This is a genomic window from Pseudooceanicola onchidii (genome assembly GCF_004959925.1).
Taxonomy (GTDB): Bacteria; Pseudomonadota; Alphaproteobacteria; order Rhodobacterales; family Rhodobacteraceae; genus Pseudooceanicola; species Pseudooceanicola onchidii.
Genome location: NZ_SPUW01000002.1, coordinates 691,668 through 717,581, shown reverse-complemented (window position 1 = coordinate 717,581; position 25,914 = coordinate 691,668). Strand labels below are relative to the sequence as shown.

General features: G+C 67.1%; 30 protein-coding genes and 1 riboswitch. Of the genes, 16 read left to right on the top strand and 14 right to left on the bottom strand.

The features are described 5' to 3' along the window. Positions 1-4: 4 nt before the first annotated feature. Complete coding sequence (locus tag E4S58_RS11425) at positions 5-241, bottom strand: DUF6732 family protein (protein ID WP_136636523.1); 237 nt, start codon at positions 239-241, stop codon at positions 5-7. A 328-nt stretch (positions 242-569) separates the two neighbouring features. On the opposite strand from E4S58_RS11425, the gene E4S58_RS11420 reads away from it, so the two are divergent. The 5 genes from E4S58_RS11420 (at position 570) to E4S58_RS11400 (ending at position 5,072) form a co-directional block, all read left to right on the top strand. Then, a complete protein-coding gene (locus E4S58_RS11420) occupies positions 570-1,544 on the top strand; it encodes a glutathione S-transferase family protein (protein WP_136636522.1) in 975 nt (324 codons plus the stop codon). A 78-nt stretch (positions 1,545-1,622) separates the two neighbouring features. Beyond that, positions 1,623-1,994, top strand: coding sequence for a DUF1636 family protein (locus E4S58_RS11415; protein WP_136636521.1), 372 nt, complete (start codon positions 1,623-1,625; stop codon positions 1,992-1,994). Then, on the top strand, positions 1,984-2,946 hold the full coding sequence (locus E4S58_RS11410; protein WP_136636520.1) for a threonine-phosphate decarboxylase: 963 nt from the start codon (positions 1,984-1,986) through the stop codon (positions 2,944-2,946). Before E4S58_RS11415 ends, E4S58_RS11410 begins: the two co-directional genes overlap by 11 nt. Continuing rightward, positions 2,943-3,839: an adenosylcobinamide-phosphate synthase CbiB gene (gene cbiB, locus E4S58_RS11405; RefSeq protein ID WP_420821281.1), complete on the top strand. Its 897-nt coding sequence runs from the start codon at positions 2,943-2,945 to the stop codon at positions 3,837-3,839. The genes E4S58_RS11410 and cbiB overlap by 4 nt, the downstream gene beginning before the upstream one ends. Before the next feature lie 63 nt (positions 3,840-3,902). Continuing rightward, positions 3,903-5,072, top strand: coding sequence for a lytic murein transglycosylase (locus E4S58_RS11400; protein ID WP_136636518.1), 1,170 nt, complete (start codon positions 3,903-3,905; stop codon positions 5,070-5,072). Positions 5,073-5,359: 287 nt separating this feature from the next. On the opposite strand, the gene E4S58_RS11395 is transcribed toward E4S58_RS11400, so the two are convergent. Then, positions 5,360-5,542 carry a DUF1127 domain-containing protein gene (locus E4S58_RS11395; protein ID WP_136636517.1) on the bottom strand — a complete coding sequence of 61 codons (183 nt, stop codon included), beginning with the start codon at positions 5,540-5,542 and terminating at the stop codon, positions 5,360-5,362. A 134-nt stretch (positions 5,543-5,676) separates the two neighbouring features. Between E4S58_RS11395 and E4S58_RS11390 the strand changes: the two genes are divergently transcribed. Further along, a complete protein-coding gene (locus E4S58_RS11390; RefSeq protein ID WP_136636516.1) occupies positions 5,677-6,111 on the top strand; it encodes an Lrp/AsnC family transcriptional regulator in 435 nt (144 codons plus the stop codon). On the opposite strand, the gene smc is transcribed toward E4S58_RS11390, so the two are convergent. Continuing rightward, a complete protein-coding gene (gene smc / locus E4S58_RS11385; RefSeq protein ID WP_136636515.1) occupies positions 6,108-9,563 on the bottom strand; it encodes a chromosome segregation protein SMC in 3,456 nt (1,151 codons plus the stop codon). The two genes, E4S58_RS11390 and smc, sit on opposite strands and share 4 nt — an antisense overlap. Positions 9,564-9,809: 246 nt before the next feature. After that, positions 9,810-10,023: riboswitch (cobalamin riboswitch) on the top strand. 36 nt (positions 10,024-10,059) lie between these two features. Between smc and E4S58_RS11380 the strand changes: the two genes are divergently transcribed. Genes E4S58_RS11380 through E4S58_RS11370 form a run of 3 tightly spaced genes read left to right on the top strand, consistent with a single transcriptional unit; the run spans position 10,060 to position 11,406 of the window. Then, on the top strand, positions 10,060-10,230 hold the full coding sequence (locus tag E4S58_RS11380) for a CbtB domain-containing protein (RefSeq protein ID WP_136636514.1): 171 nt from the start codon (positions 10,060-10,062) through the stop codon (positions 10,228-10,230). A gap of 19 nt (positions 10,231-10,249) precedes the next feature. After that, positions 10,250-10,927 (top strand): CbtA family protein, encoded by a 678-nt coding sequence (locus E4S58_RS11375; protein ID WP_136636513.1) that lies wholly within the window; start codon positions 10,250-10,252, stop codon positions 10,925-10,927. Beyond that, positions 10,924-11,406 (top strand): hypothetical protein, encoded by a 483-nt coding sequence (locus tag E4S58_RS11370; RefSeq protein ID WP_136636512.1) that lies wholly within the window; start codon positions 10,924-10,926, stop codon positions 11,404-11,406. Before E4S58_RS11375 ends, E4S58_RS11370 begins: the two co-directional genes overlap by 4 nt. Before the next feature lies 1 nt (position 11,407). Here the strand turns inward: E4S58_RS11370 and E4S58_RS17890 are convergent, their stop codons facing one another. Continuing rightward, entirely contained in the window at positions 11,408-11,704 is a 297-nt protein-coding gene (locus E4S58_RS17890) for a DUF1636 family protein (protein WP_169052657.1), read from the bottom strand. Between the two features lie 73 nt (positions 11,705-11,777). On the opposite strand from E4S58_RS17890, the gene cobW reads away from it, so the two are divergent. The 4 genes from cobW (at position 11,778) to E4S58_RS11345 (ending at position 17,616) form a co-directional block, all read left to right on the top strand. After that, positions 11,778-12,845: a cobalamin biosynthesis protein CobW gene (gene cobW, locus E4S58_RS11360; RefSeq protein ID WP_136636510.1), complete on the top strand. Its 1,068-nt coding sequence runs from the start codon at positions 11,778-11,780 to the stop codon at positions 12,843-12,845. Beyond that, positions 12,842-13,312: a GNAT family N-acetyltransferase gene (locus E4S58_RS11355; protein WP_136636509.1), complete on the top strand. Its 471-nt coding sequence runs from the start codon at positions 12,842-12,844 to the stop codon at positions 13,310-13,312. Before cobW ends, E4S58_RS11355 begins: the two co-directional genes overlap by 4 nt. A 63-nt stretch (positions 13,313-13,375) precedes the next feature. Continuing rightward, the gene (cobN, locus tag E4S58_RS11350; RefSeq protein WP_136636508.1) at positions 13,376-17,152 is read left to right on the top strand and encodes a cobaltochelatase subunit CobN; all 3,777 of its coding nucleotides are present in this window, start codon (positions 13,376-13,378) and stop codon (positions 17,150-17,152) included. Further along, complete coding sequence (locus E4S58_RS11345) at positions 17,149-17,616, top strand: GNAT family N-acetyltransferase (RefSeq protein WP_136636507.1); 468 nt, start codon at positions 17,149-17,151, stop codon at positions 17,614-17,616. Before cobN ends, E4S58_RS11345 begins: the two co-directional genes overlap by 4 nt. Positions 17,617-17,673: 57 nt before the next feature. On the opposite strand, the gene E4S58_RS11340 is transcribed toward E4S58_RS11345, so the two are convergent. Next, on the bottom strand, positions 17,674-18,051 hold the full coding sequence (locus tag E4S58_RS11340; protein ID WP_205965382.1) for a hypothetical protein: 378 nt from the start codon (positions 18,049-18,051) through the stop codon (positions 17,674-17,676). A gap of 106 nt (positions 18,052-18,157) precedes the next feature. Between E4S58_RS11340 and cobO the strand changes: the two genes are divergently transcribed. Continuing rightward, positions 18,158-18,769 carry a cob(I)yrinic acid a,c-diamide adenosyltransferase gene (cobO, locus tag E4S58_RS11335; RefSeq protein ID WP_136636506.1) on the top strand — a complete coding sequence of 204 codons (612 nt, stop codon included), beginning with the start codon at positions 18,158-18,160 and terminating at the stop codon, positions 18,767-18,769. Positions 18,770-18,916: 147 nt separating this feature from the next. Here cobO and E4S58_RS11330 read toward each other — a convergent pair whose 3' ends face one another. The 5 genes from E4S58_RS11330 to E4S58_RS11310 form a co-directional block, all read right to left on the bottom strand. Then, positions 18,917-19,474 (bottom strand): F0F1 ATP synthase subunit B, encoded by a 558-nt coding sequence (locus E4S58_RS11330; RefSeq protein WP_136636505.1) that lies wholly within the window; start codon positions 19,472-19,474, stop codon positions 18,917-18,919. A gap of 3 nt (positions 19,475-19,477) precedes the next feature. Continuing rightward, complete coding sequence (locus tag E4S58_RS11325; RefSeq protein ID WP_136636504.1) at positions 19,478-20,035, bottom strand: F0F1 ATP synthase subunit B'; 558 nt, start codon at positions 20,033-20,035, stop codon at positions 19,478-19,480. A gap of 132 nt (positions 20,036-20,167) precedes the next feature. Continuing rightward, a complete protein-coding gene (locus E4S58_RS11320) occupies positions 20,168-20,392 on the bottom strand; it encodes a F0F1 ATP synthase subunit C (protein ID WP_090027589.1) in 225 nt (74 codons plus the stop codon). Positions 20,393-20,461: 69 nt separating this feature from the next. Further along, positions 20,462-21,226 (bottom strand): F0F1 ATP synthase subunit A, encoded by a 765-nt coding sequence (locus E4S58_RS11315; protein ID WP_136636503.1) that lies wholly within the window; start codon positions 21,224-21,226, stop codon positions 20,462-20,464. Next, entirely contained in the window at positions 21,216-21,560 is a 345-nt protein-coding gene (locus E4S58_RS11310; protein ID WP_136636502.1) for an AtpZ/AtpI family protein, read from the bottom strand. Before E4S58_RS11310 ends, E4S58_RS11315 begins: the two co-directional genes overlap by 11 nt. Before the next feature lie 272 nt (positions 21,561-21,832). Here E4S58_RS11310 and E4S58_RS11305 point away from each other — a divergent pair, with 272 nt between their 5' ends. Next, on the top strand, positions 21,833-22,165 hold the full coding sequence (locus tag E4S58_RS11305) for an ArsR/SmtB family transcription factor (protein WP_136636501.1): 333 nt from the start codon (positions 21,833-21,835) through the stop codon (positions 22,163-22,165). On the opposite strand, the gene E4S58_RS11300 is transcribed toward E4S58_RS11305, so the two are convergent. The 3 genes from E4S58_RS11300 to E4S58_RS11290 all read right to left on the bottom strand — a co-directional run bounded on the left by E4S58_RS11300 (position 22,153) and on the right by E4S58_RS11290 (position 24,422). Next, positions 22,153-23,046: a DMT family transporter gene (locus tag E4S58_RS11300; RefSeq protein ID WP_136636500.1), complete on the bottom strand. Its 894-nt coding sequence runs from the start codon at positions 23,044-23,046 to the stop codon at positions 22,153-22,155. The genes E4S58_RS11305 and E4S58_RS11300 overlap by 13 nt on opposite strands. Continuing rightward, on the bottom strand, positions 23,043-23,924 hold the full coding sequence (locus E4S58_RS11295; protein WP_136636499.1) for a LysR family transcriptional regulator: 882 nt from the start codon (positions 23,922-23,924) through the stop codon (positions 23,043-23,045). The genes E4S58_RS11300 and E4S58_RS11295 overlap by 4 nt, the downstream gene beginning before the upstream one ends. 69 nt (positions 23,925-23,993) lie before the next feature. Continuing rightward, a complete protein-coding gene (locus E4S58_RS11290; RefSeq protein ID WP_136636498.1) occupies positions 23,994-24,422 on the bottom strand; it encodes an NUDIX domain-containing protein in 429 nt (142 codons plus the stop codon). Between the two features lie 56 nt (positions 24,423-24,478). On the opposite strand from E4S58_RS11290, the gene E4S58_RS11285 reads away from it, so the two are divergent. After that, entirely contained in the window at positions 24,479-25,744 is a 1,266-nt protein-coding gene (locus tag E4S58_RS11285; protein ID WP_136636497.1) for a DNA polymerase IV, read from the top strand. On the opposite strand, the gene E4S58_RS17885 is transcribed toward E4S58_RS11285, so the two are convergent. Beyond that, positions 25,741-25,890 (bottom strand): hypothetical protein, encoded by a 150-nt coding sequence (locus E4S58_RS17885; protein WP_169052656.1) that lies wholly within the window; start codon positions 25,888-25,890, stop codon positions 25,741-25,743. The genes E4S58_RS11285 and E4S58_RS17885 overlap by 4 nt on opposite strands. Positions 25,891-25,914 lie beyond the last annotated feature (24 nt).

The following is a 25,914-nucleotide window of genomic DNA, read 5'->3' as shown; positions in this document are numbered from 1 at the left end:
GGGCTCAGGCCTCCTGCGGCTCTTCGTCGGACAGCTCTTCCGTGTCCTCGGCCTCGTCTTCCTTCTCGGATGCCTTGCCGCGCAGGCCCTGCCACAGCCCGATGGCGATGGCGGCACCGATGGCGGCGGCGCCCAGCCAGTGACCATGGCCGGCGACCTCTCCGAGGTGACCGATATGGGCCGCGGCGGGACCGGCAAGAACCGTGAAGACCGTCATGAGGAGGGCGAGTGCGATGCGCATAGGCTGTCCTTTCCACGTCTTCGAAAAGGCCGCTGGCCCGCCGGGCGGCGGGGCCTCACAATCCGGCCACGCGATCCCCTGATTGGGTCGATGCGCAGGCCCGGCACCTTTCCGGCCCCTCTTGGGGCATTGCCCCCCGTCTATAGGCGGCAGGCGGACGACAGGCAATGTCCATTCCCGACGCCCGTGGCCCCGGGCACGACATGGCCGCCGTCACGATCGCCTCCGGCCCCGCCCCCCCTGTGCATCACCGCACCCGACCTGCGCGCCCCGCACGGTGGCGCGGCCCGCCCTGCGGGTTAGGTTATGTCGCAAAGGAGATATACACATGGGTCAGCTGATCGACGGTAAGTGGCGCACCGAAAGCCTCGCCAGCCTGTCAAAGGATGGGTCCTTCGACCGCAAGGAAAGCACGTTCCGCAACTGGATCACCGCCGACGGCAGTGCCGGACCAAGTGGCGAGGGCGGGTTTCCCGCCGCCTCCGGGCGCTATCACCTCTACGTCGCCTATGCCTGCCCCTGGGCGCATCGCGCGCTGATCTTCCGCAAGCTCAAGGGGCTTGAGGATCACATCACCGTCTCGGTCGTCGATCCCGACATGCTGGATGAAGGCTGGACCATGTCGGGCGATTACCCCGGCGCGACCGGCGACACCCTGCTGGGCAAGGACAAGCTGCACGAGGTCTACACGACCTCGGATCCCCAGGCGACGACCCGCGTGACCGTGCCGGTGCTCTGGGACAAGGAGCAGGGCAAGATCGTGTCGAACGAAAGCGCCGAGATCATTCGCATGTTCAACAGCGCCTTCGACGCGATCACCGGCAACACCGACGACTACTATCCCGACCCGCTTCACGACCGGATCGAGGAGATCAACGCCCGCGTCTACGACACCGTCAACAACGGCGTCTACAAATCCGGCTTCGCCTCGTCGCAGAAGGCCTATGACAAGGCGGTCACCGAACTCTTCGACAGCCTCGACTGGATCGAGGGCATCCTGTCCGAAAACCGCTATCTGACCGGTGACCGGATCACCGAGGCCGACTGGCGGCTCTTCACCACTCTGGTGCGGTTCGACACGGTCTATCACACGCACTTCAAGTGCAACCGCAGCCGCATCGTCGATTTTCCGAACATGTGGGGCTATCTGCGCGAGCTGTACCAATGGCCGGGCGTGGAGGAGACCGTGAACCTCGATCACATCGCGCGGCACTACTACTACAGCCACGACCACATCAATCCGAACCGGATCATCCCGATCGGGCCGGATCTGGATTTCGCCGCACCCCACGGGCGCGGCTGATCCACACGCTTGCCAAATCGGACCGATTTGGATGATACCCCTCCGGACTTGGCCCCGCCCGGGCCGGAGGGAACGACGATGACAAGCTGGATCACCATCTGCGACACCTGCAAGCGCGAGGACTGGGCCGAACGTGGCACGGGCGTGACCGATGGCGAGGCGCTCGCCATGCTGGTCGAGGCCGCAGCCGAGGGCACCGAAGTCCGCACCCGCCGGACCTCGTGCCTGATGGGCTGCACCCATGGCTGCAACATCGCGATCCAGGCGCAGGGCAAGCTGGCCTATACCCTGGGCCGCTTCACCCCGGATACCGAGGCCGCGCAGGCCATCGTCGACTATGCGGTGATGCATTCCGACAGCGACACCGGCCGCGTGCCCTTCCGCGACTGGCCCGTCGGCGTGAAGGGGCATTTCGTGACCCGGCACCCGCCGCTGCCCGATGCCGACTGATCCCGCCGCCACCCGCGACCATGGCGGTCGCCTCGATGCCGCCGTCGCCCTCTATGGCGGCGACCGTGCGGGCTGGATCGACCTGTCGACCGGCATCAACCCGGTGCCCTACCCGCTTGGCGACATCCCCCCGGGCGCCTGGACCGACCTGCCCGACCAGGCCGCCGCGCAGGCCTTCGTCACCGCCGCGCGGCGGTTCTGGCGCTGCCCCGAGGGGGCGGCGCTGATCGCCGTGCCGGGCCTGTCGTCGGTCATCGCGCAGATCCCCTACCTGTCGCGCCCCGGCAGCGTGCGGATCACCCAGCCGACCTACAACGAACACGCCGCATCGTTCGAGGCGGCGGGCTGGCAGGTCGTCACCGACGACGCCGCCAAGGCCCGCGTCGTGGTGCACCCGAACAACCCCGACGGACGCTGGTTCACGGAAACCGAGGCCGACGCGCCACTCTGCGTGATCGACGAAAGCTTCTGCGACATCGCGCCGGATCGCTCGCTCGTCCACCTCGCCACCCGCCCCGGCACGCTGGTGCTGAAAAGCTTTGGCAAGTTCTGGGGTCTGGCGGGCCTGCGCCTGGGCGCGGTCATGGGCGATCCGGAGCTGGTGGCGAAACTGGCCGCGCGTCTTGGCCCCTGGCCCGTGTCCGGCCCCGCGCTGGACATCGGCCGCCGCGCCCTGACCGATCTTTTCTGGCCCGAAGACACCACCGCCCGGCTGACCGCCGATGCCCTGCGGCTGGACACTGCGATGCAGTCCGTGGGCGCGACACTTACCGGCGGCACGCCGCTCTTCCGGCTATATGACCACCCCGAGGCCGAGGATCTGCACCACCACCTCGCCGCCGAACATATCTGGACCCGGACCTTCCCCTGGTCGGCCACCGTCCTGCGCCTGGGCCTGCCCGCGCCGGACGACTGGCCCCGGGTCGAAGCGGCCATCGCCGGGTTCGCCTGATGTTGGCGCTCGCCCTGCTGCTGGACGCGGCGTTCGGCGAACCCCGCTGGCTCTGGTCGCGGCTGACGCATCCGGCGGTGCTGATCGGCAACGCCATCGGCTGGGCGGACAGGCGGTTCAACCATGGCGCCGCCCGCCGCCTGAAGGGTGTGCTGCTGACCGGGGCGCTGGTCCTTGGCGGGGTGGCACTGGGCGGGGTGATCGAAGCCCTCGGCGCCCTCCCGACGGTGCTGGTCGCCGCCGTCCTGCTGGCACAACGCTCGCTGGCCGATCACGTCCGCGCCGTCGCCCGTGCCCTGCGCCTGTCGACTACCGAAGGACGCCGGTCCGTCGCCATGATCGTGGGCCGCGACACGACCCAGATGGAGCCCCCCGCCATCGCCCGCGCCGCCATCGAAAGCGGGGCGGAGAACCTGAGCGACGGGGTCATCGCCCCCGCCTTCTGGTTCCTGATCGCGGGCCTGCCCGGCATGCTGGCCTACAAGGCCGTCAACACCGCCGACAGCATGATCGGCTACCGCACCCCGCGCCACGAAGCCTTCGGCTGGGCCGCCGCGCGGCTGGACGACCTGCTGAACCTCGTCCCCGCCCGCCTGACCGCCCTGCTGCTCGTGCTCGCCTCGGGGCGCGGCACGGACTGGCGGGCGCTGCGCGCCGACGCGCGCCTGCACCGATCGCCCAATGCCGGCTGGCCCGAAGCCGCGATGGCCCGCGCCCTTGGCATCGCGCTGTCCGGCCCGCGCAGCTATCACGGTGAAATGCAGGACCTGCCCTGGGTCAACGAAACCGGCCGCCGCGACGCCGCGCCCGGCGACATCGACCGCGCCGTGATGATGCTTTGGAAGGCCTGGGGCGTGATGCTGTTCGTGGCCATCCTGGGCGCCGCGCTCTGAGGCATTGCCCACCCGGCCTGACCTGTTACGCTGCCCCCGCCGCGACCAGCCAAGAGGACCCTCATGATCCGCACCCTGACCGCCCTGACCCTGATGGCGCTGACCAGCACCCAGGCCGCCGCCAGTTGTGGCGGAAATTTCGGAAGCTTCGTCAAGGGCCTGAAGGCGGAAGCCACGGCCAAGGGTCACGCCGCCGCCACGGTCGACCGGTTCTTCTCGGGCGTGCGGCAGGATGGCGCCGTGCTCAAGGCCGACCGCGCGCAGGGCGTCTTCCAGCTGGATTTCACCACTTTCGCCCGTCGCCTGATCTCGGCCAACCGGATCAACGCGGGCGTGGCGAATGCCAAGAAGTACGACGCGATCTTTGACCGCATCGAACGCGACTACGGGGTGTCACGCGGGGTGCTTCTGGCCTTCTGGGCGTTTGAAACCGACTACGGCGCGTTTCAGGGCGATTTCAACACGTTGAACGCCCTGACCACGCTGGCCCATGATTGCCGACGCCCCGAGATCTTCCGCCCCCAGATCTTCGCCGCGCTGGAACTTTACGAACACGGCGATTTTGACCCCGCCCGCACCACAGGCGCCTGGGCCGGGGAAATCGGCATGGTCCAGATGCTGCCCGAGGATATTCTGACCAATGGCGTCGATGGCGACGGCGACGGGCATGTCCTTCTCAAGACCTCGGCACCCGATGCGCTGATGTCCGGCGGCAAGATGCTAAGCCATCTGGGCTGGCGCGCCGGCGAGCCGTGGATCCAGGAGATCACCGTGCCCGCCGAGATGGACTGGTCCAGAACCGGCCTGCGCACGACGATGACCCCCGCCGAATGGGAAAGGATGGGCGTCCGTCCCCGGTCGGGCCAATGGGCCGCCAACCTGCCCGCCTCGGTGATCATCCCGCAGGGGCGCAAGGGGCCGGCCTTCCTCGCCTACCCGAACTTCAACGTCTATTTCGAATGGAACCAAAGTTTTACCTACGTCCTGACCGCCGCCTACTTCGCCACCCGCCTGACCGGCGCGCCGGTGTTCGACGCGGGCAACCCCGATCCGGGCCTGTCGGGCGGGCAGATGAAGCAGCTGCAACAGAAGCTGGCCGCGCGGGGCTATGATGTGGGTGACATCGACGGCATCCTCGGCGCCAAGTCGCGTGAGGCCGTTCAGCTGGTCCAGCAGGAGCTTGGCCTGCCCGCCGACGCCTGGCCGACACAGGCGCTTCTTAACCGTCTTTGAGGGTCGTTCTTTACCGGATGTTAGGGGATGTGGTACATCTTGAGGCATCGATATTCTTTTCGTTCAGCGAAATCACCAAAAGGCCCGGCAGAGGTGCGACTCTGCCGGGCCACTCTGTCCCGACCTACGGAAGGCCGGACCAGAGTTTGATGATCGCGATCACCACCGTGATGGCGGCCAGTACGACCATCCACTTTCGGTATTCATTCTCGTTCAGTCTCATCACCTCCTCACGCCGCGAAGGGTCGCGACACGGCGAGGCTACGGTGCACATGGTTAAGCGTCTGCTAAGGCTGGCGGCGGCCATCCCGGGTCAGGCCGAGGTCGTCCAGCAAATAGTCCGGCAGATGGCGCAGCCGCTCGGCATCGCGCGCCAGCCGACGGTGCTCGACCCAGGCGGCAAACATCAGGCGGACTAGCGAGGGCCGCTTGAGGACGGCAGGACGGCTTGGAATTGAAGCATGGAACATGGGGCATCTCCTGTTGATACGACAAGGATGACCGGCCACGACGATCACGGATCGCAAAATCTCGCAAACAGTGATAATCTTCCGCAAGTTGGACCGCTTGAACGCGGCAAAAACACGACTAGCGAGAAATTCCCATGGACCTCGACCAGTTCGACCACCAAATCCTCGCTCTCATGCAAAAGGACGCCCGCCAGACCGGCGCCGAGCTGGCCGACCAGGTTGGCCTCTCCCCCGCTGCCTGCCTGCGTCGCCTGCAGCGTCTTCGCAAGATCGGCGCCATCACCCGCGAAATCGCCGTCCTCTCCGACGACGTCACAGGCCGCAACATCACCCTGATCGTGACCCTGCCCCTCAACCGCGGTCGCCCCGACATGCGGGCCCGGTTCCGCGAGTACTTTGGCAAGCTGCCCGAGGTGAAGCACCTCTATCACGTGACCGGAGAGGCCGACCTTGTCCTGATCCTCGAATGCCAGACGATGGAGGCCTATGCCGACTTCGCCGAACGCCATTTCCGGATGGACGAAATCAAGGGCTACGAAACGAACGTGGTCCTGCAAACGCTGATCTAGGCGACCAGCTGCTCGGCCTTCTTCAGGTCGACGGACACCAGCTGCGACACGCCCTTTTCCTGCATGGTCACGCCGAACAGGCGATCCATCCGGGCCATGGTCACCGCGTGGTGGGTGATGATCAGGAACCGCGTGTCGGCGCGGCGGACCATTTCGTCCAGCATGTCGCAGAACCGCGTGACGTTGGCGTCGTCCAGCGGCGCGTCGACCTCGTCGAGGACACAGATCGGCGCCGGGTTGGTCAGGAAGACCGCAAAGATCAGCGCCATCGCCGTCAGCGTCTGCTCGCCCCCCGACAGCAGCGACAGGACCGACAGTTTCTTGCCCGGCGGCTGGCACATGATCTCAAGCCCGGCTTCCAGTGGGTCCTCGGATTCGACCAGCACAAGGTTCGCCTCGCCGCCGCCGAAGAGGTGACGGAACAGCATGCCGAAATTGCGGTTCACCTGCGTGAACGCCTGCAGCAGCCGATCGCGCCCTTCGCGGTTCAGCCCGGCGATACCGCCGCGCAGGGTGGCGATGGCGCTGGTCAGATCGTCCTTTTCCGTGACCAGCGTCTGATGTTCGGTGGCGATCTCCTTGGCGTCTTCCTCGGCCCTCAGGTTCACCGCGCCAAGCGCGTCACGCTGGCGGCGCAGGCGGTTGAGGTCATTTTCGATGGCATCCGACGACGGCATGGTCGCAACCTCGACCCCCAGGCTTTCCAGCAGCTGCTTCGGCGTCATCTCCTGCTCTTCGGCGATGCGCTCGGCATTGCGCGACACGTTTTCCTGCGCCGCATCCGCCTTGGCCTCGACCCGGGCGCGGGCCTCGCGCGCCTCCGAGGCGGTGCGTTCGGCGTCCCGTTCCCCCGCCACGGCCTCGCGCAGCGCGGCCTCGGCCACCGCCAGCGCCTCCCGCGACTTGGTCTTCCGCGCCTCGGCGGTGACGATATCGGCATCAAGCGCCGCCCGCTTCCCGGCAAGCTCGGACGGCACGGCCTGCGCCACGGCCAGTTCGGCCTCGCTGTCGCCGCGACGGCTGTCCAGCTCGGCGATCCGCTTGTCGGCGGTCTCAAGCCGCAGTTTCCAGCCGCTGATTTCCTTGACGACTTCCTGGCTGCGACGCTTGCGGGCCTCGCCTTCGCGGCGCAGCTCGTCATGGCTGGCACGACGCGACATCATGGTGACCCGGGCCGCTTCGACCGCCATCTTGACCTCTTCGACGGCGCCGCGCGCGGTGTCGAGGTCGGGCAGATCCTTGACCGCCTTCTCCGCCTCTTTCAGCTGGGCCGAGGCCGCGAGCGTCTCTTCCTCGAACCGCGACACCGACAGGCCAAGGTTTTCCAACCGCGTCTCTGCCATCGAGTGATCGGATTCCGCGCGGTTCAGACGCCGCGCGGCCTGGGCGACCAGCCCGTCGGCCTGCCGCCGCGCCTCGCGGGCGCGCTTGTCGGCGTCGGCCAGGTCGGCCAGGCGTTTCGACAGCGCCTCATGCGCGGCGCGGGCGCCGTCGGCCTGGGCAGTGGCGCGCTCCATCTCCTGTTTCAGCTCTTCCAGCCGGTTCAGCTGCTGCAACCGCAGCGCGGCTTCCGACGGAGCGTCTTCGGCCCAGGCGCGCAGCCCGTCCCACCGCCACAGGTCACCCTCGATCGACACCAGCCGCTGGCCCGGACGCAGCAGGGGCTGCAGACGCGGCGCATCCTCGGCCTCGATCAGGCCGATCTGGGTGATCCGGCGGCGCAGCACCTCGGGCACGGTCACCACCTCGGCCAGCGACATCGCGCCCTCGGGCAGCGCGGCGGTACGGTCATAGTCCGGCAGGCTGACCCAACCCGAGGGGCCGTCATCCACCACGATCGGCGCGCGCAGGTCATCGGCCAGGGCGGCGCCCAATGCCTTTTCATACCCCGGGGCCACGCGCACGGTATCCAGCAGCTGCCCGGTTTCCGCCGCCTCGCGCTGTACCAGCCGGGCAAGCGCCGTGGTTTCGGCCCGCAGCGCGTTCAGCTCCCCCTCGACCGAGGACCGCGCGGCGCGGGCTTCGGCCTCGCGGGTCTGGGCCTCGGCGCGGGCGGCTTCGGTCTGCACAAGCGTCTCTTCGGCGTTCTCGACCGTGGCGCGGGCGGTATCCAGCTCGGCCGCCGCCTTCGTCCGGTCCTCGGCTGACGAGGTCAGGACCTTGCGCGCCTCGGTCACGGCGGTGCGGGCCTTTTCGGCCTCGGACTCGGCCCGGGCGCGATTGCGCAGGCTGTCGTCCAACATACGCTGCGCCGACTGGTGCCGTGCGGCCAGACGCGCGACGTCTTCGGTCAGCTGCGACAGGTCGCCCTCACGTTCGGTCAGGATCGCGGCGGCCTGCCGGGCTTCTTCGGCCAGATCGGCCAGCGCGCCCTCGTGCCCCTCGCCCGCCTTGGCCAGTTCGCGCTGTTCCCATTCCAGACGGGCGATGGTTTCGCCCGCGTCCCGGTTCAGCCCCTGTTCGCGGTCGCGGTCCTTCGACAGCTGGTCGATGCGGGCGGTCAGGGTCGCGATCATCTCGGCGGCACGGGTTTCGTCCTCGGTCAGCTGGTCGCGTTGCACCTGAAGGCGTTGCAGGATCGCGCCCGCCACGGCCTCTTCCTCGCGCAGCGGCGGCAGGGCCTCTTCGGCGGTGGCGCGCGCCTTGGCCGCCTGGACCGCCGCCTGTTCGGCCTGTCCGGCCGCCGCCACCTTGCCCCGCAATTCGTCCAGTGCGGCCGACCGCGCCTCGTCCGCCTCTTTCCAGCGACGATAAAGCAGCAGGCCCTCGGCCCGCCGCAGTTCCGCCCCGATGGCGCGATAGCGCTGCGCCTGACGGGCCTGCCGTTCCAGCGTCGCCAGCTGCTGCGCGAGCGTCTCGATCACGTCATCGACCCGGGCGAGGTTCTGTTCCGCCGCCTTCAGCTTCAGTTCGGCCTCGTGCCGCCGCTGGTAGAGGCCCGAGATCCCCGCCGCCTCTTCCAGCACGCGCCGCCGCGCCTTGGGTTTGGCGTTGATCAGTTCGGAAATCTGCCCCTGCCGCACCAGCGCGGGCGACTGCGCGCCGGTCGAGGCATCGGCAAACAGCATCTGCACATCGCGCGCGCGGACTTCCTTGCCATTGGTCTTGTAGGCCGACCCGACGTCGCGGGTGATCCGCCGCACGATCTCGATCTGGTCCTGGTCGTTGAAACCAGCGGGCGCCAGCCGTTCCGAGTTGTCGATCTGCAACGCGACCTCGGCAAAGTTGCGCGCGGGCCGCGAGGCCGCGCCGGCGAAGATCACGTCCTCCATCCCGCCGCCGCGCATCGCGGTCGGGCGGCTTTCGCCCATGACCCACCTCAGCGCTTCCAGCAGGTTGGACTTGCCACAGCCGTTCGGCCCAACCACGCCCGTCAGACCGTCATGAATCAAAAGCTCCGTCGGATCGACGAAGCTTTTGAAGCCGGTCAGTCTGAGTTTCGAAAAGCGCAATGCAGGTCCTGATGATTCCAAAAGGTCCGGCCATGCTGGGTGTCCGGACCGGCCGAGTCAACAAATGTAGGGCCTATTTGGCATTCGCCCGCCGAGTTACCCACAAGATATTGCGGAACCCCACGTCATATCGAAGCCAAGACCGCCCCTTGCCAGTCAGGCCACCGCATTGCCCCGCGCCACGGGGACCCGTCGCAACGGCCCGCCCTATACCGCTTTTGCCCTTGACGGAACGACCCCCAAGCCGCCAGAACGAAGGGATACGGTTCCCCGTTATGGTGCCAAGCGCCAGGGGATAATCGGGAATGCGGAACGGATGACCCATATCGGGGTCCGAAACCGCAGCCGCCCCCGCGACTGTAAAGCGGCGAGCGCGCCTTTGACGCCACTGGGACACCGGGAAGGCAAGGCCGCGCAACGACCCGCCAGCCAGGAGACCGGCCGTGTGAGCAAACCCAAACCGCCGTCGGGGATGACGGCGAAGGAGTATAGACATATGACGACCCAGACCCTTGGCCTCTCCGCCGTTCGTTCCGACATCGCCGCGATCTTCGCGGTCGCCGTGATCGGCCTTGGCATCGTGTTCGCCGCCGGCCACGCACAGGCATCGGCCCTGCATGACGCGGCCCACGACGTGCGCCACGCCACCGGCTTCCCCTGCCACTAAGGCCCTGACCCCTAGTCAGATGTTCCAGAAATTGCTGACCAGCGCGTTGTTCGCTGGATTCGCGGCGGGCCTGTTGGCCGCCGTGCTGCAACTGGCATTCGTCCAGCCGTCCCTCCTGCGGTCCGAGCTGTTCGAATCCGGTGCCCTTGTCCATTTCGGTTCCGGGTCGACCCCGGTGCCGCCCATGCCCTTTGCCCTCGACCCGGTGCGCGACGCGCTGTCGGTTCTCTTCTCGGCCCTGATCTACTGCGGCTACGCCATGCTGCTGGTCGCGGGCATGTCACTGGCCCAAGGGCGCGGCGCGCGGATCGATGCGCGCACCGGCCTGCTCTGGGGTGTGGCGGGATTTGTCGCGGTGCAGTTTGCGCCCGCCTTTTCCCTGCCGCCGGAACTGCCCGGCAATGCGGCGGCAGATGTCGGCGCGCGGCAGGTCTGGTGGTTCGCCACTGTGGCGGCCACCGCCGCTGGCCTTGCGCTGATCGCCTATGGTCGGGGATGGGTCCAGTGGGGCCTTGCCGCCCTGCTGATCCTGGCACCGCATGTCATCGGCGCCCCCGAGGCCCCCGATTACGTCGGCCCCGTCCCGCCTGAACTGGCCGGACTGTTCGCCGCCCGCGCCCTTGGCGTCGGCCTGATGGTCTGGACCGTGCTTGGCGCGCTCGCGGGTTGGCTCTGGTCGCGCGAGGATACGGCATGAAGGCGAACCTCCTGCTGCTGGTGATCGGTCTCTTCTTCGGGACCGGTGCGGGGTTCCTGCTGGGTCAGCAGGTCGAGGCCCCGGCCGGCCACGACCACGACCATGCCGCCCACGGCGAACCGCACGACGACGCGGGCCCGATGACCCACGACCACAGCGCCCTGCTTGAAGGTCCCGTCGCCAGCGTCGCCGTCACCGCCCTGCCCGACGGGCCGGGCGCGCTGAATGTGCGGATCGTGCCGACCGGCATGACCTTTGCCCCCGAAGCCGTCAACGCGGCCCATGTCGCTGGCCAAGGCCATGCCCATGTCTACGTCAACGGGGTGAAGGAAGCGCGGGTCTACGGCGAATGGGTCCACCTCTCGGGCCTGCCTTCGGGGCCCGCGACGCTGCGCGTGACGCTGAACGCCAACAGCCACGAACAGCTGGCGCACGACGGCACCCCGATCGAGACCGTGACCGAGGTCGTGATCCCGTGACCTATGCCGCCGGGATCCGACCGATCAGGCAATGCCTGAGCACCGGGATCGCGGTGGCCTCTGCGATGCGCCCGCCGGGCGCGTCGCGATACAGCTCCAGGAACACCGGCACATCCGCCGCCGCAGCCACCGGCACCGGCCCGAAGAGATACGCCTCGCGCCCCGGGTCGCGCACCGCCATGACGGGCGCCGATCCACAGGCGTTCATGCAGCCCACCAGCCGCACCGGCGCTCCCGTGGCCTCGACCGCCTCGGCCAGCGCCGTGCCGCCTTCGCAATTCGCACAGACCAGGATCACCTGCGTCCCCTTTCCCAACTCACCCGACGCTGATAGGCCCTGATCAGCCGTCACCGCAACACCGGAGGCCCTCATGCCCGCCAAGATCCCCGCCACCGTCGTCACCGGCTTCCTCGGCGCCGGCAAGACCACCCTGATCCGCCACATGCTGCAAAACGCCAACGGCAAGCGGATCGCGCTCATCATCAACGAATTCGGCGACCTCGGCGTCGACGGCGACATCCTGCGCGGCTGCGGTGATGAAACCTGCCGCGAGGAAGACATCATGGAGCTGTCGAACGGCTGCATCTGCTGCACCGTCGCCGACGATTTCATCCCCACGATGGAAAAGCTGCTGGACCGCGAGGATCGGCCCGACCACATCGTGATCGAAACCTCGGGCCTCGCCCTGCCGCAGCCGCTGGTTCGCGCCTTCAACTGGCCCGGCATCTCGACCCGCGTCACCGTCGACGGCGTGGTCACCGTGGTCGACGGCCCGGCGCATCACGCGGGCACCTTCGCCCATGACGTCGCCGCCGTGGACGCGCAGCGCGCGCAGGACGAAAACCTCGATCACGAAACGCCGCTGTCCGAGCTTTTCGAAGATCAGCTGGCCTGCGCCGACATGATCGTCGTCAACAAGTCCGACCTGATGGACCCGACCGCGCTGACCGCCACCACCCAGACGCTGACCGAGGCAACCCGCCCCGGTGTCCGCGTCGTGCAGGCCTCCATGGGCGCGCTGCCGACCGAGGTTCTGCTGGGTCTGGAAACGGCGGCCGAAGCCGACATGGCCGCGCGCCACGAGGTGCACCACCATCATCACCACGACGATGACGAAGACGACGATCACCACGATCATGAACACGAACACGGCCATGACGAATTCGAATCCTTCGTCGTGTCGCGCGGCGAGATCGCCGACCCCAAGGCCTATGCCGAACAGGTCGCCGACGTGATCCGCACCCACGGCATCCTGCGGCTCAAAGGCTTCGCCGCCGTCGCGGGCAAGCCGATGCGCCTGACCCTGCAGGCTGTCGGCCCCCGGATCGACACCTACTTTGACCAGCCCTTCGGCACCGCGCCCCGCGAAACCCGCCTTGTCGTGATCGGCCAGACCGGCCTTGACCGCGCGGCCATCGAACAGGCGCTGGTCGCGTGATCATCGTCGAGCCCGGCAATCCGCTGGCGCCCGAGGCCTCGGCGCTTCTGGACGCCAGCCAGGCGCTGATGCGGCGGCTGTTCAACCCCGAGGAAAACCACTTCCTCAGCCACGCGGCGCTCGCCCAGCCCGAGGTGCGGTTCTTTACCGCCCGAGACGGCGCTGAAACCCTTGGCACGGCGGCTCTCAAGCTCTGCGACGGCTATGGCGAGGTCAAAAGCTTCTTCGTCACCGACGCCGCCCGTGGCCGGGGCGTCGGCGCGGCCCTGCTGCGCCAGATCGAAGACACCGCCCGCGCCGAAGGCCTGACCCTTCTGCGCCTTGAGACGGCCGAGCTGCTCGACGCCGCCTGCCGCCTTTACGAACGCAACGGATTTGCCCGCCGTGGCCCCTTCGGGGCCTACCAGGCCAACGGTACCTCGGTCTTCATGGAGAAATCCCTGCCCGCCGAAGACACCGCCGCCTGATCCTTCACCTTTCCAGACATACTCCCGCCGGAGGCGCCGTCCCGGCAGAGGCGAAACACCCAAATGCACCTTCTTGCCGCCACCCCCGGCCGTGTCGATGACACCGAAGCCACCGACCTGAACCAGACCCCGGCTGATCTGGTGGTGATCTCTGCCGCCGACACCGAACTGGCGGCCCTGTCGACCGCCCGCACGCTCATGACCGACCCGCCCGAGATGCGGCTGGCCAACATGATGATGCTGCAACACCCGCTGTCGGTGGACCTGCACCTTGACCAGACCGCGACCCGCGCGAAACTGGTCGTCGCCCGCATCCTCGGCGGCGCGGCCTACTGGAAATACGGGTTCGAACAATACGCCGCGCGCCTGCGCGAGGCCGGGGTGCCCTTTGCCGCCCTGCCCGGCGACGACAAGCCCGACGCCGACCTGCGCACCTTCTCGACCGTGTCCGAAGACGACTACACCGCCCTCTGGCAGGCGCTGGTCGAAGGCGGGCCGGACAACGCCCAGACCTTCCTTGCCCATGCCAGGGCGATGATCGACGGCACCGACCGCCCGGCCCCGGCCCGGCCACTGCTGAAATCCGGGCTCTACTGGCCCGGCGCACCCGACCCGGACCTCGCCACCCTGCGCCAGACCTGGACCGAAGGCGCGCCGACCGTCCCGATCATCTTCTACCGTGCGCTGTTGCAGGCGGGCGACCTTGGCCCGGTGAACCGCCTGACCAAGGCACTGCTGCGGGCGGGCCTGAACCCGCTGCCCATCTACGTTGCCTCGCTGAAAGACCCGGTCTCGGCCGCCACGCTGGATCACCTCTTCACCAAAACCCGGCCCGAGCTGATCCTGAACCTGACCAGCTTCGCCGTCGGATCGCCGCACGGCGAAGACACCGGCCAGAACCCTCTGACCGCCGCCTCGGCCAACGAAAGCCCCGTCTTTCAGGTCGTCCTCTCGGCCTCGTCCGAAGAGGTCTGGTCCGAGACCCTCACCGGCCTCTCGGCCCGGGATATCGCCATGAACGTCGCCCTTCCCGAGGTCGACGGCCGCATCCTGTCGCGCGCCGTGGCCTTCAAGGGGCAGACCTTCTTTGACGAGGCCACGCAATGCCCGATCGCGGGCTGGCAGACCCGCGGTGACCGCATCGATTTCGTCACGCAGCTGGCCAGGAACTGGACCACCCTGCGCCGCACCGCGCCTGCCGACCGCAAGACCGCGATCATCCTGGCGAATTATCCCAACAAGGACGGGCGGCTGGCCAACGGCGTCGGCCTCGACACGCCCGCCGCCACGGTCCACACGCTCAACCTGCTGAAATCGCAGGGCCACACCGTCGACGCTGCCCCCGCCGACAGCGCCACGCTGATGGAGGAGATCACCGCAGGCCCCACCAATTACCTGACCGACCGGGCGACGCGGACGGGCGGCACCTTCCTGCCGCTCTCGACCTACCTCGACCACTTCAACGCCCTGCCCTGGGACGTCAAACAACAGATCACCGACAGATGGGGCAGGCCCGAAGACGACCCCTTCGTCGCCCCGCTCGCCCCGTCCGACTTCATCTTGCCCGAAATACTCCCCCCGGAGGGCCCGCCGCCCGAAGGCACCCCCGGATTCAAGCTCTCGCTCCACCCCCACGGCAACACGATGGTCGGCGTGCAGCCCGCCCGCGGCTACAACATCGACCCCGAGGCGACCTACCACGCCCCCGACCTCGCCCCGCCGCACAACTACCTGGCGTTCTACATCGCCCTGCGCGAGGCCTGGGGCGCGCAGGCGATGATCCACATGGGCAAGCACGGCAACCTCGAATGGCTGCCGGGCAAGGCCATCGCCCTATCGGACACCTGCCTGCCCGAAGCCGTGCTCGGCCCGGTGCCGCATATCTACCCCTTCATCGTGAACGACCCCGGCGAAGGCACCCAGGCCAAGCGCCGCGCGCAGGCGGTGATCATCGACCACCTGACCCCGCCGCTGACCCGCGCCGAAAGCTACGGGCCGCTGCGCGACCTCGAGGCGCTGGTGGATGAATACTACGAGGCCGTCGGTGTCGACCCGCGCCGCATCGACCACCTGCGCCGCGAAATCCTGTCGCTCACCTCGGTTACCGGGGTCGATCAGGATGCTGGCTTCACCGGTGAGGAAGAGACCGATCTGGCCAAGCTTGACGCCTGGCTGTGCGAGCTGAAAGAGGCACAGATCCGCGACGGGCTGCACATCTTCGGCCAGACGCCCGAGGGGCGGCTGTTCCGCGACCTCCTCATCGCGCTGACCCGCATCCCGCGCGGCGAGGGCAAGGGCGGCGATGCCTCGCTCCCCCGCGCGCTGGCCGCCGATCTGGGCCTGAGCTTCGACCCGCTCGACTGCGACATGGCGGCAGGCTGGGACGGGCCGAGGCCCGAAATGCTGGCGAACCTGTCCACCGAGACCTGGCGGACCAACGGCGACACGGTCGAGCGGTTGGAGCTGCTGGCCATGGCGCTGATCGACGAGTTGCTCGAGACTATGGACAGCGCCCCTTACGAAACGGACAAGATCGGCCCAGCCACGACCGCCGTCCTCGCGCAGATCCGCACCCACATCGCCCCCACGCTCGAAGCCTGCGGGCCGGACGAAGGCTCGGGCCTCCTCACCGCCCTGTCTGGGCGTTTCGTCGCCCCGGCGCCCTCCGGCGCGCCGACCCGGGGTCGGCTGGACACCCTGCCCACGGGCCGCAACTTCTTCAGCGTCGACAGCCGCGCGGTACCCACGCCAACCGCATGGAAACTCGGCTGGAAAAGTGCCAACCTCCTGATCGACCGGCATCTTCAGGATCACGGCGATTATCCCCGCACTCTGCTGCTGACCGCCTGGGGCACGGCCAACATGCGCACCGGCGGCGATGACATCGCGCAGGCCCTGGCGCTGATGGGGGTGAAGCCCACCTGGGATTCCGCCAACCGCCGCGTAACCGGGTTCGAGATCATCCCCGCCACCACCCTTGGCCGCCCGCGCGTCGACGTCACTCTGCGGATCTCTGGCTTCTTCCGCGATGCCTTTCCGCAGCTGATCGCCCTGGTCGACAGCGCCGCGCAGGCGGTCCAGCGGCTCGATGAACCCGAAGACGTCAATCCCGCCGCCGCCCGCACGCGGGCAGGTGAAGCGACGCACCGCGTCTATGGATCGAAACCCGGCGCTTATGGCGCGGGGCTTCAGGCGATGATCGACGAACGGCTGTGGAATGACACCAGGGACCTGGGCGAGGCCTACCTGACCTGGGGCGCCTATGCCTACGGCGCGAAGACCGAAGGCGAGGCCGACCGCGAGGGGCTGACACAGCGCCTGCGCCAGACCGAGGCGATCGTGCAGAATCAGGACAACCGCGAACACGACCTGCTGGATTCCGACGACTACTACCAGTTCGAAGGCGGGGCCTCGGCCGCGATCCAATCGCTTCAGGGCCAGGCCCGTCCGATCTACCACAATGACCATTCGCGCCCCGAACGGCCCGTCATCCGCACCCTGGACGAGGAAATCGCCCGCGTCCTGCGGTCGCGCGTGGTGAACCCCAAGTGGATCGACGGGGTGAAACGGCATGGCTACAAGGGCGCGTTCGAGATCGCCGCGACGGTCGATTACCTGTTCGCCTTCGCCGCCACGACCGGCGCGGTGAAGAACCACCATTTCGATCTGGTCGAAGAGGCTTTCCTGCAGGACGAGGACACGCGCACCTTCATCGAAGACGCCAATCCCGCCGCCCTGCGCGAGATCGCCGAACGCCTGCAAGAGGCCATCGATCGCGGCCTCTGGGTGCCACGGTCGAACTCGGCCCGCGCGCGCATCGGCGGTGAGCTGGGGGGATGACACCGGTCAGGCTCGGCCCCGGCGATCCGTCCCTGCTTGCGGTGCTGACACTGCTGCACGACAGCTTTGCCTACATGGAGGGTCGGATCGACCCGCCGTCTTCGCTGCGCGAGATGACGCTGGCCTCGCTCGCACGTGACGCCGAGGTGAACGAACTCTGGGGCCTCTTTTCCGGGGATCGTCTTCTGGCCTGCGTGATCCTGACGCCAAAGCCGGATCACCTGTATCTGGGCAAGCTGGCCGTGGCCCGTGACGCCCGTGGCACGGGTCTGGCCCGGCAGCTGGTCACCCTGGCGCTGGACCGGACCCGGCAACTGCGGCTGCCCGCCCTGCGCCTGCAGACCCGGGTCGAGCTGACCGAGAACCAGGCCGCCTTCGCGCGTCTCGGATTCCGTGAAATCGCGCGAACTGCCCACGCAGGCTATGACCGTCCGACCAGCGTGACGATGCAGCGCGAGGTCTGACCGCGCAGGAGGGGGCCAGCCCCCTCCACCCCCGAGGTATTTCAGACCAGAAGAAGCCTAGGGACAGGCGCGCAGCACCGGCGCGCGAAACCCGCGCGGGCCCTGCAGGACAGCGTCGACATCACAGGGCGCACGTGGCCGCCCCCCGCAAGAGAGAGAGCCGACCAGAACGGCCGCATCCCCGCCCAGCCTGGTCACCCGGCACCCGCTGGCCGCCTGCATCGCCACCGCCGCCTGTCCGGCCAGTGGGCCGATGCGCGGCGCAAACTGGCGATTGGTGCGCACGGCCTGCGCGGTCTCGCCCTTGACATAAACGGCGAAGGTAGAGCCGTCGACAGTATGGCGGCTTACATCGGCCCCGCGAAACCCCGGGGTGGGCGCATCACAGGCGGCGAGGATGGGCAGACACGACAAGACGGCAGCAACTCTGGACATGACCCAGCTTGACCCGAACAAGGTAAACAAAGTCTTAGTAAAAGCCCTTTTCCTTGCCCGCCCGCCCGCGTCACGTTACGCCTGTAGCGCCAATGAGGAGTGCAAGATGACCATCGAAGACCCCGACCGCCACGCCCAGAAGATGGCCAAGAAGAAGGCCGCCCGCGACAAGATCATGGCGACCAAGACGGACGAAAAGGGGCTGGTCATCGTCCACACTGGCAAGGGCAAGGGCAAGTCCACTGCCGCCTTCGGCATGATCTTCCGCTGCATCGCCCATGACATGCCCTGCGCCGTGGTGCAGTTCATCAAGGGCGGCATGTCCACCGGCGAACGTGACCTGATCCTGTCGCGGTTCCAGGACAAATGCGCCTTCCACACCATGGGCGAGGGCTTCACCTGGGAAACCCAGGACCGCACCCGCGACACCGAGATGGCCCAGGCCGCGTGGCAAAAGGCGAAAGAGCTGATCCGTGATCCCGCCAACCGCATGGTCCTGCTGGACGAGATCAACATCGCCCTGCGATACGACTATATCGACGTGAACGAAGTGGTCGAATTCCTGCAGGCCGAAAAGCCCGCGATGACCCATGTCGTGCTGACAGGTCGCAACGCCAAGGAAGAGCTGATCGAGGCCGCCGATCTGGTGACCGAGATGGAGCTGGTCAAGCACCCCTTCCGGTCCGGCATCAAGGCCCAGATCGGCGTGGAATACTGATCTTCATCTTGCCGGAAATACTCCAGGGTGGCCGGGATCGCAGATCCCGGCAGGGGCAGCGCCCCTTGCCCGATCGCCCCCGGCACACCGACAACGAAAAAGGCCCGGAGGATCCTCCGGGCCTTTTCAATTCGGTTGGGGTGCCGCTCAGTGCAGCTTCTGTTCGACCGTCTCGATGGCGTCATCGATCATCTTGTTCGCGTCGGCGGCCTTCATCTGGCTGGTGATCACGTCACGCGCGGCGGCGACGGCGATGGTCACGGCGCGGTTCTTGACTTCCTTGACCGCGCTCGCCTCGGCCGAGGCGATCTGGTCTTCGGCGGCGGCCAGACGGCGCGCGATGGAGGCTTCGAGATCCTTCTTCGCCTGTTCAGCCGCGTCGGAGGCTTCGGCCTTCGCGGTGGCGACGATCCGGTCCGCCTGCGCCTGCACGTCCTTCTGCTTGCGCTCGTAGGATGCCAGCAGGGCCTGGGCTTCCTCGCGCAGCGACTTGGCTTCGTCCAGCTCGGATTTGATCTGGTCCGCCCGCTTGTCGAGCATGCCGCCCAGCATCTTCGGCACGCCGAAGTAGAACAGCACGGCGACGAACAGGATGAACGCCAGCAGAACGATGAAGTCGGTGTTGTGCAGCGAGAAGAACGGGCCGGTGGCGGCAAACGCCGGGGTGGCCGCGGTCATGGCTGCGAGTATGGCAAGAGTACGCATCGGTCAGCCTTTCATCCGGGAGGTGACGGCGGCATCGACCGCCTTGGCATCGGCCGTGAACCCGAGGCTGGTGATGACGGCTTCGGCGGTGTCCTTGGCCACGACCTCGATGTTTTCGAGAGCGTTGGCGCGGATCTCCGCGATGGCCTTTTCGCCTTCGGCAGCCTTCGCCGCGATTTCGGCATCCGCCTTGGCGGTGGCCTTGTCGAGGTCGGCCTGGATCTCGGCGCGGGTGTCCGCGACGATCTTGTTCGCCTCGACCCGGGCGTCGGCCAGTGCCTTTTCATAGGCGGCCTCGGCCTCCTGGGCCTTGCGCTTCAGGTCTTCGGCCGCAGCGATATCATTGGTGATCGTACCGGCCCGCTCGGCCAGAACGGCCGAGATCCGGGGCAGCGCGACGCGGCTGAGGATGAAGTAGATGGCGACCAGAGTGACGATCAGCCAGAAGATCTGGTTGCCCCAGTGGTCGAAGTTCAGCTGCGGCATGCCGGGGGCAGAACCCGCTGCGTGTTCGGCTACGCCGGTTGCATCGGCAAGCCCGTCACCTTGTGCTGTGGCCATGTCGTCCTCCGTAGGAACGTCGGGTGGAATTCTGGCGGTCTTTCCCGGTGGTCAGGGCGATAGCCTCGCCCGGGGCCTCGCAATGGGCGGAGCGCGATGGCTCCGCCCCTGCGTAAGGATCGCGTCAGTGGATTAGACGGCGAACATCAGCAGCAGAGCGACGAGGAACGAGAAGATCCCCAGTGCTTCTGCGAAGGCGATGCCGATGAAGAGGGTTGCAGTCTGCGAAGCAGCTGCGGAGGGGTTGCGCAGGGCGCCGGCGAGGAAGTTGCCTGCGACGTTGCCCACACCGATTGCGGCTGCGCCGGAACCGATTGCTGCGAGGCCTGCGCCGATGTGTGCGAGTTGACCTTCCATTGGTGTATCTCCTTACGATTGGAAGTTGCGTTACTCAGGGTGCGCGCCGACGGGCCCGCACCGCATCTTTTAGTGACCCGGGTGAAGGGCGTCCTTCAGGTAGACGCAGGTCAGAATGGTGAAGACGTAGGCCTGGATGAAGGCCACGAGAACCTCGAGCCCGTACATCGCGGTGATGGCGACGATCGACACGGGGCTGATCACGGCGATGGCGGCAAAGCCCGCGAACACCTTGATCACCGCGTGACCTGCCATGACGTTACCGGCAAGACGGATGGAGTGGCTGACCGGACGCACGAAGTAGGAAATCAGTTCGATGATCGCCAGGATCGGGCGCAGCGGCAGCGGCGCGGACGAGACCCAGAAGAGACCCAGGAACTTCGACCCGTTCTTCATGAAACCGTAGATCGTGACGGTCAGGAACACGGCCAGCGCCAGAACCACCGTCACGGCAAAGTGCGACGTGGTGGTGAAGGACATCGGCAGCAGGCCAAGGAAGTTGGCGAAGACGATGAACATGAACAGCGTCATCACGTAGGGGAAGAAGCCGACGGCATCCTTGCCCGCGACGTCTTCGACCATCTTGTAGACGAAGCCGTAGGCGAGTTCCGCGATCGACTGGCCCTTCGAGGGGATCGTCGCCCGGCGCGAGGTTGCCAGGACCATCAGCGCGAAGATCGCGATCACGGCCAGCGCCATCCACAGGGTCGCGTTGGTGATCGTGTACCAGTGAACGGCACCGTCGCCGAACAGCGGCTTGACGATGAACTGGTCCATCGGGTGGAAAACCAGACCACCCTCTTCGCCGTGTGCTGCTGCGGTCTCAGTCGCCATCTCGGTCCCCTTCGCGTGTCGCCGGAGTCTCTCCGGCCGCATTCGTCGCGCTGAATTCGGCCGAAGTGCGCATCATCGTCTTGATGCCCGCGGCCAAGCCCAGCAATGTAAACACCAGCATCAGGAACGGTTGGGTGCCAAACAGGAAGTCCAGCCCGTATCCGATGCCGAAGCCGATCCCCAGACCGGCCACCAGCTCGATCACCATGCGCCAGGCGAGGTTCGCCGCCGAATAGTGTTCGTCCCCACGGGGTTTCGGCGCCTGGGCCTGCCTGGCCGCTGCGATCCGGTCTTCGAGTTCGGCCATCTGCCGCTTCGGGTCGGGATCGGACACCTGTTCCCCCATGGAAAAGTTGCCGCTTTGCTAAGTGGCGGGGGGGATTTAGTCAAGCTGACTCATTGCCCGAACATATGCGCCACAACCATTTGTAATCATGAGTATTTTTTGCAAGATGAAGACAGGACGACAGCGCGTCGCAGGCCGCGATAGCGCGAACGGCCCCGCATGGCGATATTCAACTTTGCGGTTGAATCTACAAAGGATGCGGGCGCGATCCCTCAACCATTTGGTTGACCGTCCAGGGTCCTTGGGCCCAGATGGCCCGCATGAGCGAGCATCTCGACACCGTTTTCGCGGCCCTGGCCGACCCCACCCGCCGCGCGATCCTGTCGATGCTGCTGGAGGATGACATGGCCGTCACCGACGTGGCCGAACCCTTCGAGATGTCGCTGGCCGCGATCTCAAAGCACCTGGCCATCCTGACCCGCGCGGGCCTGATCAGCCAGGAGAAACGCGGGCGGGTGAAATGGTGCAAGCTTGAGCCCGACGCGATGAAGCAGGCCTCGGTCTGGATGCAGGGCTTCGGGCAGTTCGAGCCGGTGAACCTGGATGCGTTCGAACGGTTCCTGGAAACCGAGCTGCGCGATCAGGAGGGCTGAGCCCGCCCGACCCGCAACAACAGCAAGAGCGACAGGATCGTCAACGCCACCCCGGCCAGGATCGTCACCGGCGGCAGGGCCGCGCCGCGCGCGATTTCCCACAAGATGACCCAGGACGGCACGAGGTAGGTGTAGGCCATCACCTTGGCCGAGGGCAGTCGCAGCGCCGCGTATTGCATCAGCACGAAGGTCATGGCCGAGGCGAAGATGGCGACGTAGAGGATCGTGATCCAGACGATGCGCGGAAGCGCGGACCAGTCGGTGGCGAGGATGTCCCCCGCCCCATAAAGCCCGACGGTCACGCAGGCGGCGCAGAGCATCCCGAAGGTGAAGACCACAGGCGGTTCGCCCCGGTTCAACGTCGGCACCAGCGGCGTATAGATCGCATGGGCGACGCAGCCCCAGAAGTAGATCCATTCGCCCCGCCCGATTTCGAACCGCACGAGCGCGGACAGATCGGCGCGGAAGATCACCCAGACCGCCCCCGCCGCCCCCACGGCCAGCGCCAGCGCCATGCCGCCCGTCGTCACCTGCCGCAACAGGATCCAGCCGAAGCCCGCCGCCATCACCGGCACCAGCGTGAAGACGGCCGAGGCCGCGACCGGATCGGCGGTCTTCAGGCCTTCGAACATCAGGACGAAATAGCTGCCGAACACCCCGCCCAGCACGAAGTACCGCCAGGGCGCCCGGAAGGCGCTGCGTGGAATTCCCGTGGTTGCCAGCGCCGCCACGCCGACCAGCACCGCCGCGATGGCGAAGCGCACGGTGTTCAGTGCGGCGGGTGCGATATGTTGCGCCGCCTGCACGCCAAGCGAGAACGATCCCGCCACCAGGCAGGAGAAGAGCAACATGGCGAGGTGGCCGCGCCCCTCGTCGGTCATTCCTCGGGTCTCAGGTGCTTGGTGTCTTCCTTGAGGTATCGCAGGAAGGTCTGCACCTTGTTGGTCCGGTGCAGGTCCATGTGCGTGACCAGCCACAGGCGGCTTTCCCAGTCGGGCAGCGGCGCATGTACCTCGACCAGGTCATGGGTCGCGCATTCATAGGTGCGCAGGAACCCCAGCCCGATGCCGCTGAAGATCGCCTGACGTGTCGCCACCGGATCACCCGACCGGAAGACGACCTGCCGTTCGGGGATGTTCTCGCGCATCCAGCGGGCAAAGGGCGCACGACTGGCAGCATCGTCAGAGCCGACAAAGCGGTGGCGCGACATGTCCCCGCAGAAATCGGGCATGCCGTGTTCCTCGATATAGTCGCGGCTGCCGTAGATGCCGAATTGCAGGTGCAGGAAAGGTTGCACGACATTGTCGGGCTGGCTGGGCGGGCTGCCCGCGCGGATCGCCACATGAGCCTCGCCATATTCCAGCCGGAACAGCCGCGCCGAGGTCAGGTAGCGCAGGATCACGTCGGGGTGGTCGTGCTGGAACCGGGTCAGCACCGGCATCACGAGGTCCGACAGGCCTTCGATGGTGGTCACGACCAGTTCGCCCGAGACATCGTTGCCGCGCCCCTTGATCCGCCCGGCCAGCTGGCTGAACTGATCGTCCGTCGCCTGCGCGACGCGCAGCAGGTCCTGCCCGGCCTCGGTCGCGGTATAGCCGCGCGCATGGCGCTGGAACAACTTTACGCCCAGCCGCCCCTCGAGCGCGTCGATGTGGCGGATCACCGTGGCGTGGTGCACCCCCAGAACATCGGCCGCACCGGAAACGGTGCCAAGCCGGGCCACCTGGAAGGCCGTGCGGATTTCATCCCAATTGTCCATCTGTCTCTGCGCGCTGAGGAACCTTGCGCCAGCAATCAACCGCCAATCGTGCGCGAACGCAAGGGCCTGCTAGCGCTGGTCCATCCGGATCGCGAGGTAATCGGCCAGCCGGTCGGCAAAATGCGGGATCGCCTGCGGATGGGTGAAATAGCTGCGCGGCGGCATCAGCTCCCACGACTGTCCTTCGTCGCCCAGCACCACGTCGTGCGCGATGTCCGGCCCGAATTCGGCCGCGAAGAAGATCGAGGGGCCGGACGGGCCCGGCGCCTGCACCCGCCAGATCAGGTCCGCGGCAGACAGGCTCAGCCCCAGCTCCTCTTCGGTTTCGCGCAGCACGCAAACCTCGGCCGTCTCGCTGCCCTCCCGGCCGCCGCCGGGAAAATCGAGGTGGTCGGGCCATGGGATATCCGGCCGGTCATCGCGACGGATGACCAGTAGTTTCCCGCCAATCAGCAGGATCAGCTTTGCAGCCCCGAAGGAAGTGTGGTCTGCTTCCATGTCCGCCCTTATACTCCGTTGGCGTCGGAAAGACGACGCCGCCCAAGGATTGCCGCATGGACGCCCTCTGTCGTGACTGCCTGAACAGCTTCGACGCCAAGCCGGGCGGCCTGTTGCGCTGCCCGGCCTGCCGCAGCCCGCGCTGCATCGCCCATGCCGAACTGAATACACTGTCGATCGCCCATATGGACTGCGACGCTTTCTACGCTTCGGTCGAAAAGCGTGACAATCCCGAACTGGCCGCCAAGCCGGTGATCATTGGCGGCGGGCGGCGCGGCGTCGTATCGACCGCCTGCTACATCGCGCGGATCCGGGGCGTGCGGTCGGCCATGCCGATGTTCCAGGCGCTGAAGCTTTGCCCCGAGGCGGTGGTGATCAAGCCACGGATGGAGGCCTATGTCGAAGCCTCGCGCGCGATCCGCCAGATGATGGAGGAGATGACGCCGGGCATCGAACCGCTGTCGCTGGACGAGGCGTTTCTGGATCTGACCGGCACCGCGCGCCTGCACGGCCATCCACCCGCCTGGATGCTGGCGCGGCTGACCCGCCGGATGAAGACGGAACTTGGCCTGACCGGATCAATCGGGCTGAGCCACAACAAGTTCCTGGCCAAGGTCGCCTCGGACCTCGACAAGCCGCACGGGTTTTCGGTGATCGGCGTGGCGGAAACCGCTGCCTTCCTGAAGGACAAGCCGGTGCGGATGATCTGGGGTGTCGGCGCAGCAACGCAGGCGGCGCTGGAAAAGGCCGGGATCCGGACCTTCACCGATCTTCTCAGATGGGACCGCACGGATCTGGTGGCGCGCTTCGGGTCCATGGGCGACAGGCTGTGGCACCTGGCGCGCGGCGAGGACCGGCGGCGGGTGTCGGCCAATGCGCCGGTCAAGTCGATCTCGAAGGAAACGACCTTCAACGAGGACACCGGGGACGCCGATCTGCTGGATGGACACCTGTGGCGGCTGTCAGAACAGGTGGCCGACCGGGCCAAGGCCAAGGGGATCGAGGGGCGCGTGGTGGTGCTGAAGCTGAGGCGGGCCGATTTCACCACCCTGTCCCGGCGCCTGTCGCTGCGCGACCCCGCGCAGCTGGCAGATACGATCTACCGCACCGCGCGGGGCCTGTTCGACGGCGTGGGCGATCAGGGGCCCTACCGTCTGATCGGGGTCGGCATCGCGGACCTCACCCCCGAAAGCAACGGGGCTGCCACGGGGGATCTGCTCGACCCGGATGCCTCGCGCCGGGGACAGGCCGAACGCGCCACGGACGAGATCCGCAAACGCTTCGGCCCTGACGCGATCCTCAAGGGACGGGCCCTGCGTTAGAAATCTTCGGGCGGGTCGATCCAGTGGCCTGCCGGGTTCCAGCGGCGCGGCTTTTTCTCGACCGGGCGAACCTTGGGGGTGGTCGGGCTGGCGCTGGTGGGGTGGCCCGCGGCCAACATGAAAGTTTTCGCGTAAATTCCAAGCATCGTGACCTCCTGGCCGTTTGCGTT

Bases quoted from the DNA above. Each gene is read 5' to 3' on its own strand.
- E4S58_RS11425 (WP_136636523.1), bottom strand. From the start codon at position 241: ATGCGCATCGCACTCGCCCTCCTCATGACGGTCTTCACGGTTCTTGCC.
- E4S58_RS11420 (WP_136636522.1), top strand. From the start codon at position 570: ATGGGTCAGCTGATCGACGGTAAGTGGCGCACCGAAAGCCTCGCCAGC.
- E4S58_RS11415 (WP_136636521.1), top strand. From the start codon at position 1,623: ATGACAAGCTGGATCACCATCTGCGACACCTGCAAGCGCGAGGACTGG.
- E4S58_RS11410 (WP_136636520.1), top strand. From the start codon at position 1,984: ATGCCGACTGATCCCGCCGCCACCCGCGACCATGGCGGTCGCCTCGAT.
- E4S58_RS11400 (WP_136636518.1), top strand. From the start codon at position 3,903: ATGATCCGCACCCTGACCGCCCTGACCCTGATGGCGCTGACCAGCACC.
- E4S58_RS11395 (WP_136636517.1), bottom strand. From the start codon at position 5,542: ATGTTCCATGCTTCAATTCCAAGCCGTCCTGCCGTCCTCAAGCGGCCC.
- E4S58_RS11390 (WP_136636516.1), top strand. From the start codon at position 5,677: ATGGACCTCGACCAGTTCGACCACCAAATCCTCGCTCTCATGCAAAAG.
- E4S58_RS11380 (WP_136636514.1), top strand. From the start codon at position 10,060: ATGACGACCCAGACCCTTGGCCTCTCCGCCGTTCGTTCCGACATCGCC.
- E4S58_RS11375 (WP_136636513.1), top strand. From the start codon at position 10,250: ATGTTCCAGAAATTGCTGACCAGCGCGTTGTTCGCTGGATTCGCGGCG.
- E4S58_RS11370 (WP_136636512.1), top strand. From the start codon at position 10,924: ATGAAGGCGAACCTCCTGCTGCTGGTGATCGGTCTCTTCTTCGGGACC.
- cobW (WP_136636510.1), top strand. From the start codon at position 11,778: ATGCCCGCCAAGATCCCCGCCACCGTCGTCACCGGCTTCCTCGGCGCC.
- cobN (WP_136636508.1), top strand. From the start codon at position 13,376: ATGCACCTTCTTGCCGCCACCCCCGGCCGTGTCGATGACACCGAAGCC.
- E4S58_RS11345 (WP_136636507.1), top strand. From the start codon at position 17,149: ATGACACCGGTCAGGCTCGGCCCCGGCGATCCGTCCCTGCTTGCGGTG.
- E4S58_RS11340 (WP_205965382.1), bottom strand. From the start codon at position 18,051: ATGTCCAGAGTTGCTGCCGTCTTGTCGTGTCTGCCCATCCTCGCCGCC.
- cobO (WP_136636506.1), top strand. From the start codon at position 18,158: ATGACCATCGAAGACCCCGACCGCCACGCCCAGAAGATGGCCAAGAAG.
- E4S58_RS11330 (WP_136636505.1), bottom strand. From the start codon at position 19,474: ATGCGTACTCTTGCCATACTCGCAGCCATGACCGCGGCCACCCCGGCG.
- E4S58_RS11325 (WP_136636504.1), bottom strand. From the start codon at position 20,035: ATGGCCACAGCACAAGGTGACGGGCTTGCCGATGCAACCGGCGTAGCC.
- E4S58_RS11320 (WP_090027589.1), bottom strand. From the start codon at position 20,392: ATGGAAGGTCAACTCGCACACATCGGCGCAGGCCTCGCAGCAATCGGT.
- E4S58_RS11315 (WP_136636503.1), bottom strand. From the start codon at position 21,226: ATGGCGACTGAGACCGCAGCAGCACACGGCGAAGAGGGTGGTCTGGTT.
- E4S58_RS11305 (WP_136636501.1), top strand. From the start codon at position 21,833: ATGAGCGAGCATCTCGACACCGTTTTCGCGGCCCTGGCCGACCCCACC.
- E4S58_RS11300 (WP_136636500.1), bottom strand. From the start codon at position 23,046: ATGACCGACGAGGGGCGCGGCCACCTCGCCATGTTGCTCTTCTCCTGC.
- E4S58_RS11295 (WP_136636499.1), bottom strand. From the start codon at position 23,924: ATGGACAATTGGGATGAAATCCGCACGGCCTTCCAGGTGGCCCGGCTT.
- E4S58_RS11290 (WP_136636498.1), bottom strand. From the start codon at position 24,422: ATGGAAGCAGACCACACTTCCTTCGGGGCTGCAAAGCTGATCCTGCTG.
- E4S58_RS11285 (WP_136636497.1), top strand. From the start codon at position 24,479: ATGGACGCCCTCTGTCGTGACTGCCTGAACAGCTTCGACGCCAAGCCG.
- E4S58_RS17885 (WP_169052656.1), bottom strand. From the start codon at position 25,890: ATGCTTGGAATTTACGCGAAAACTTTCATGTTGGCCGCGGGCCACCCC.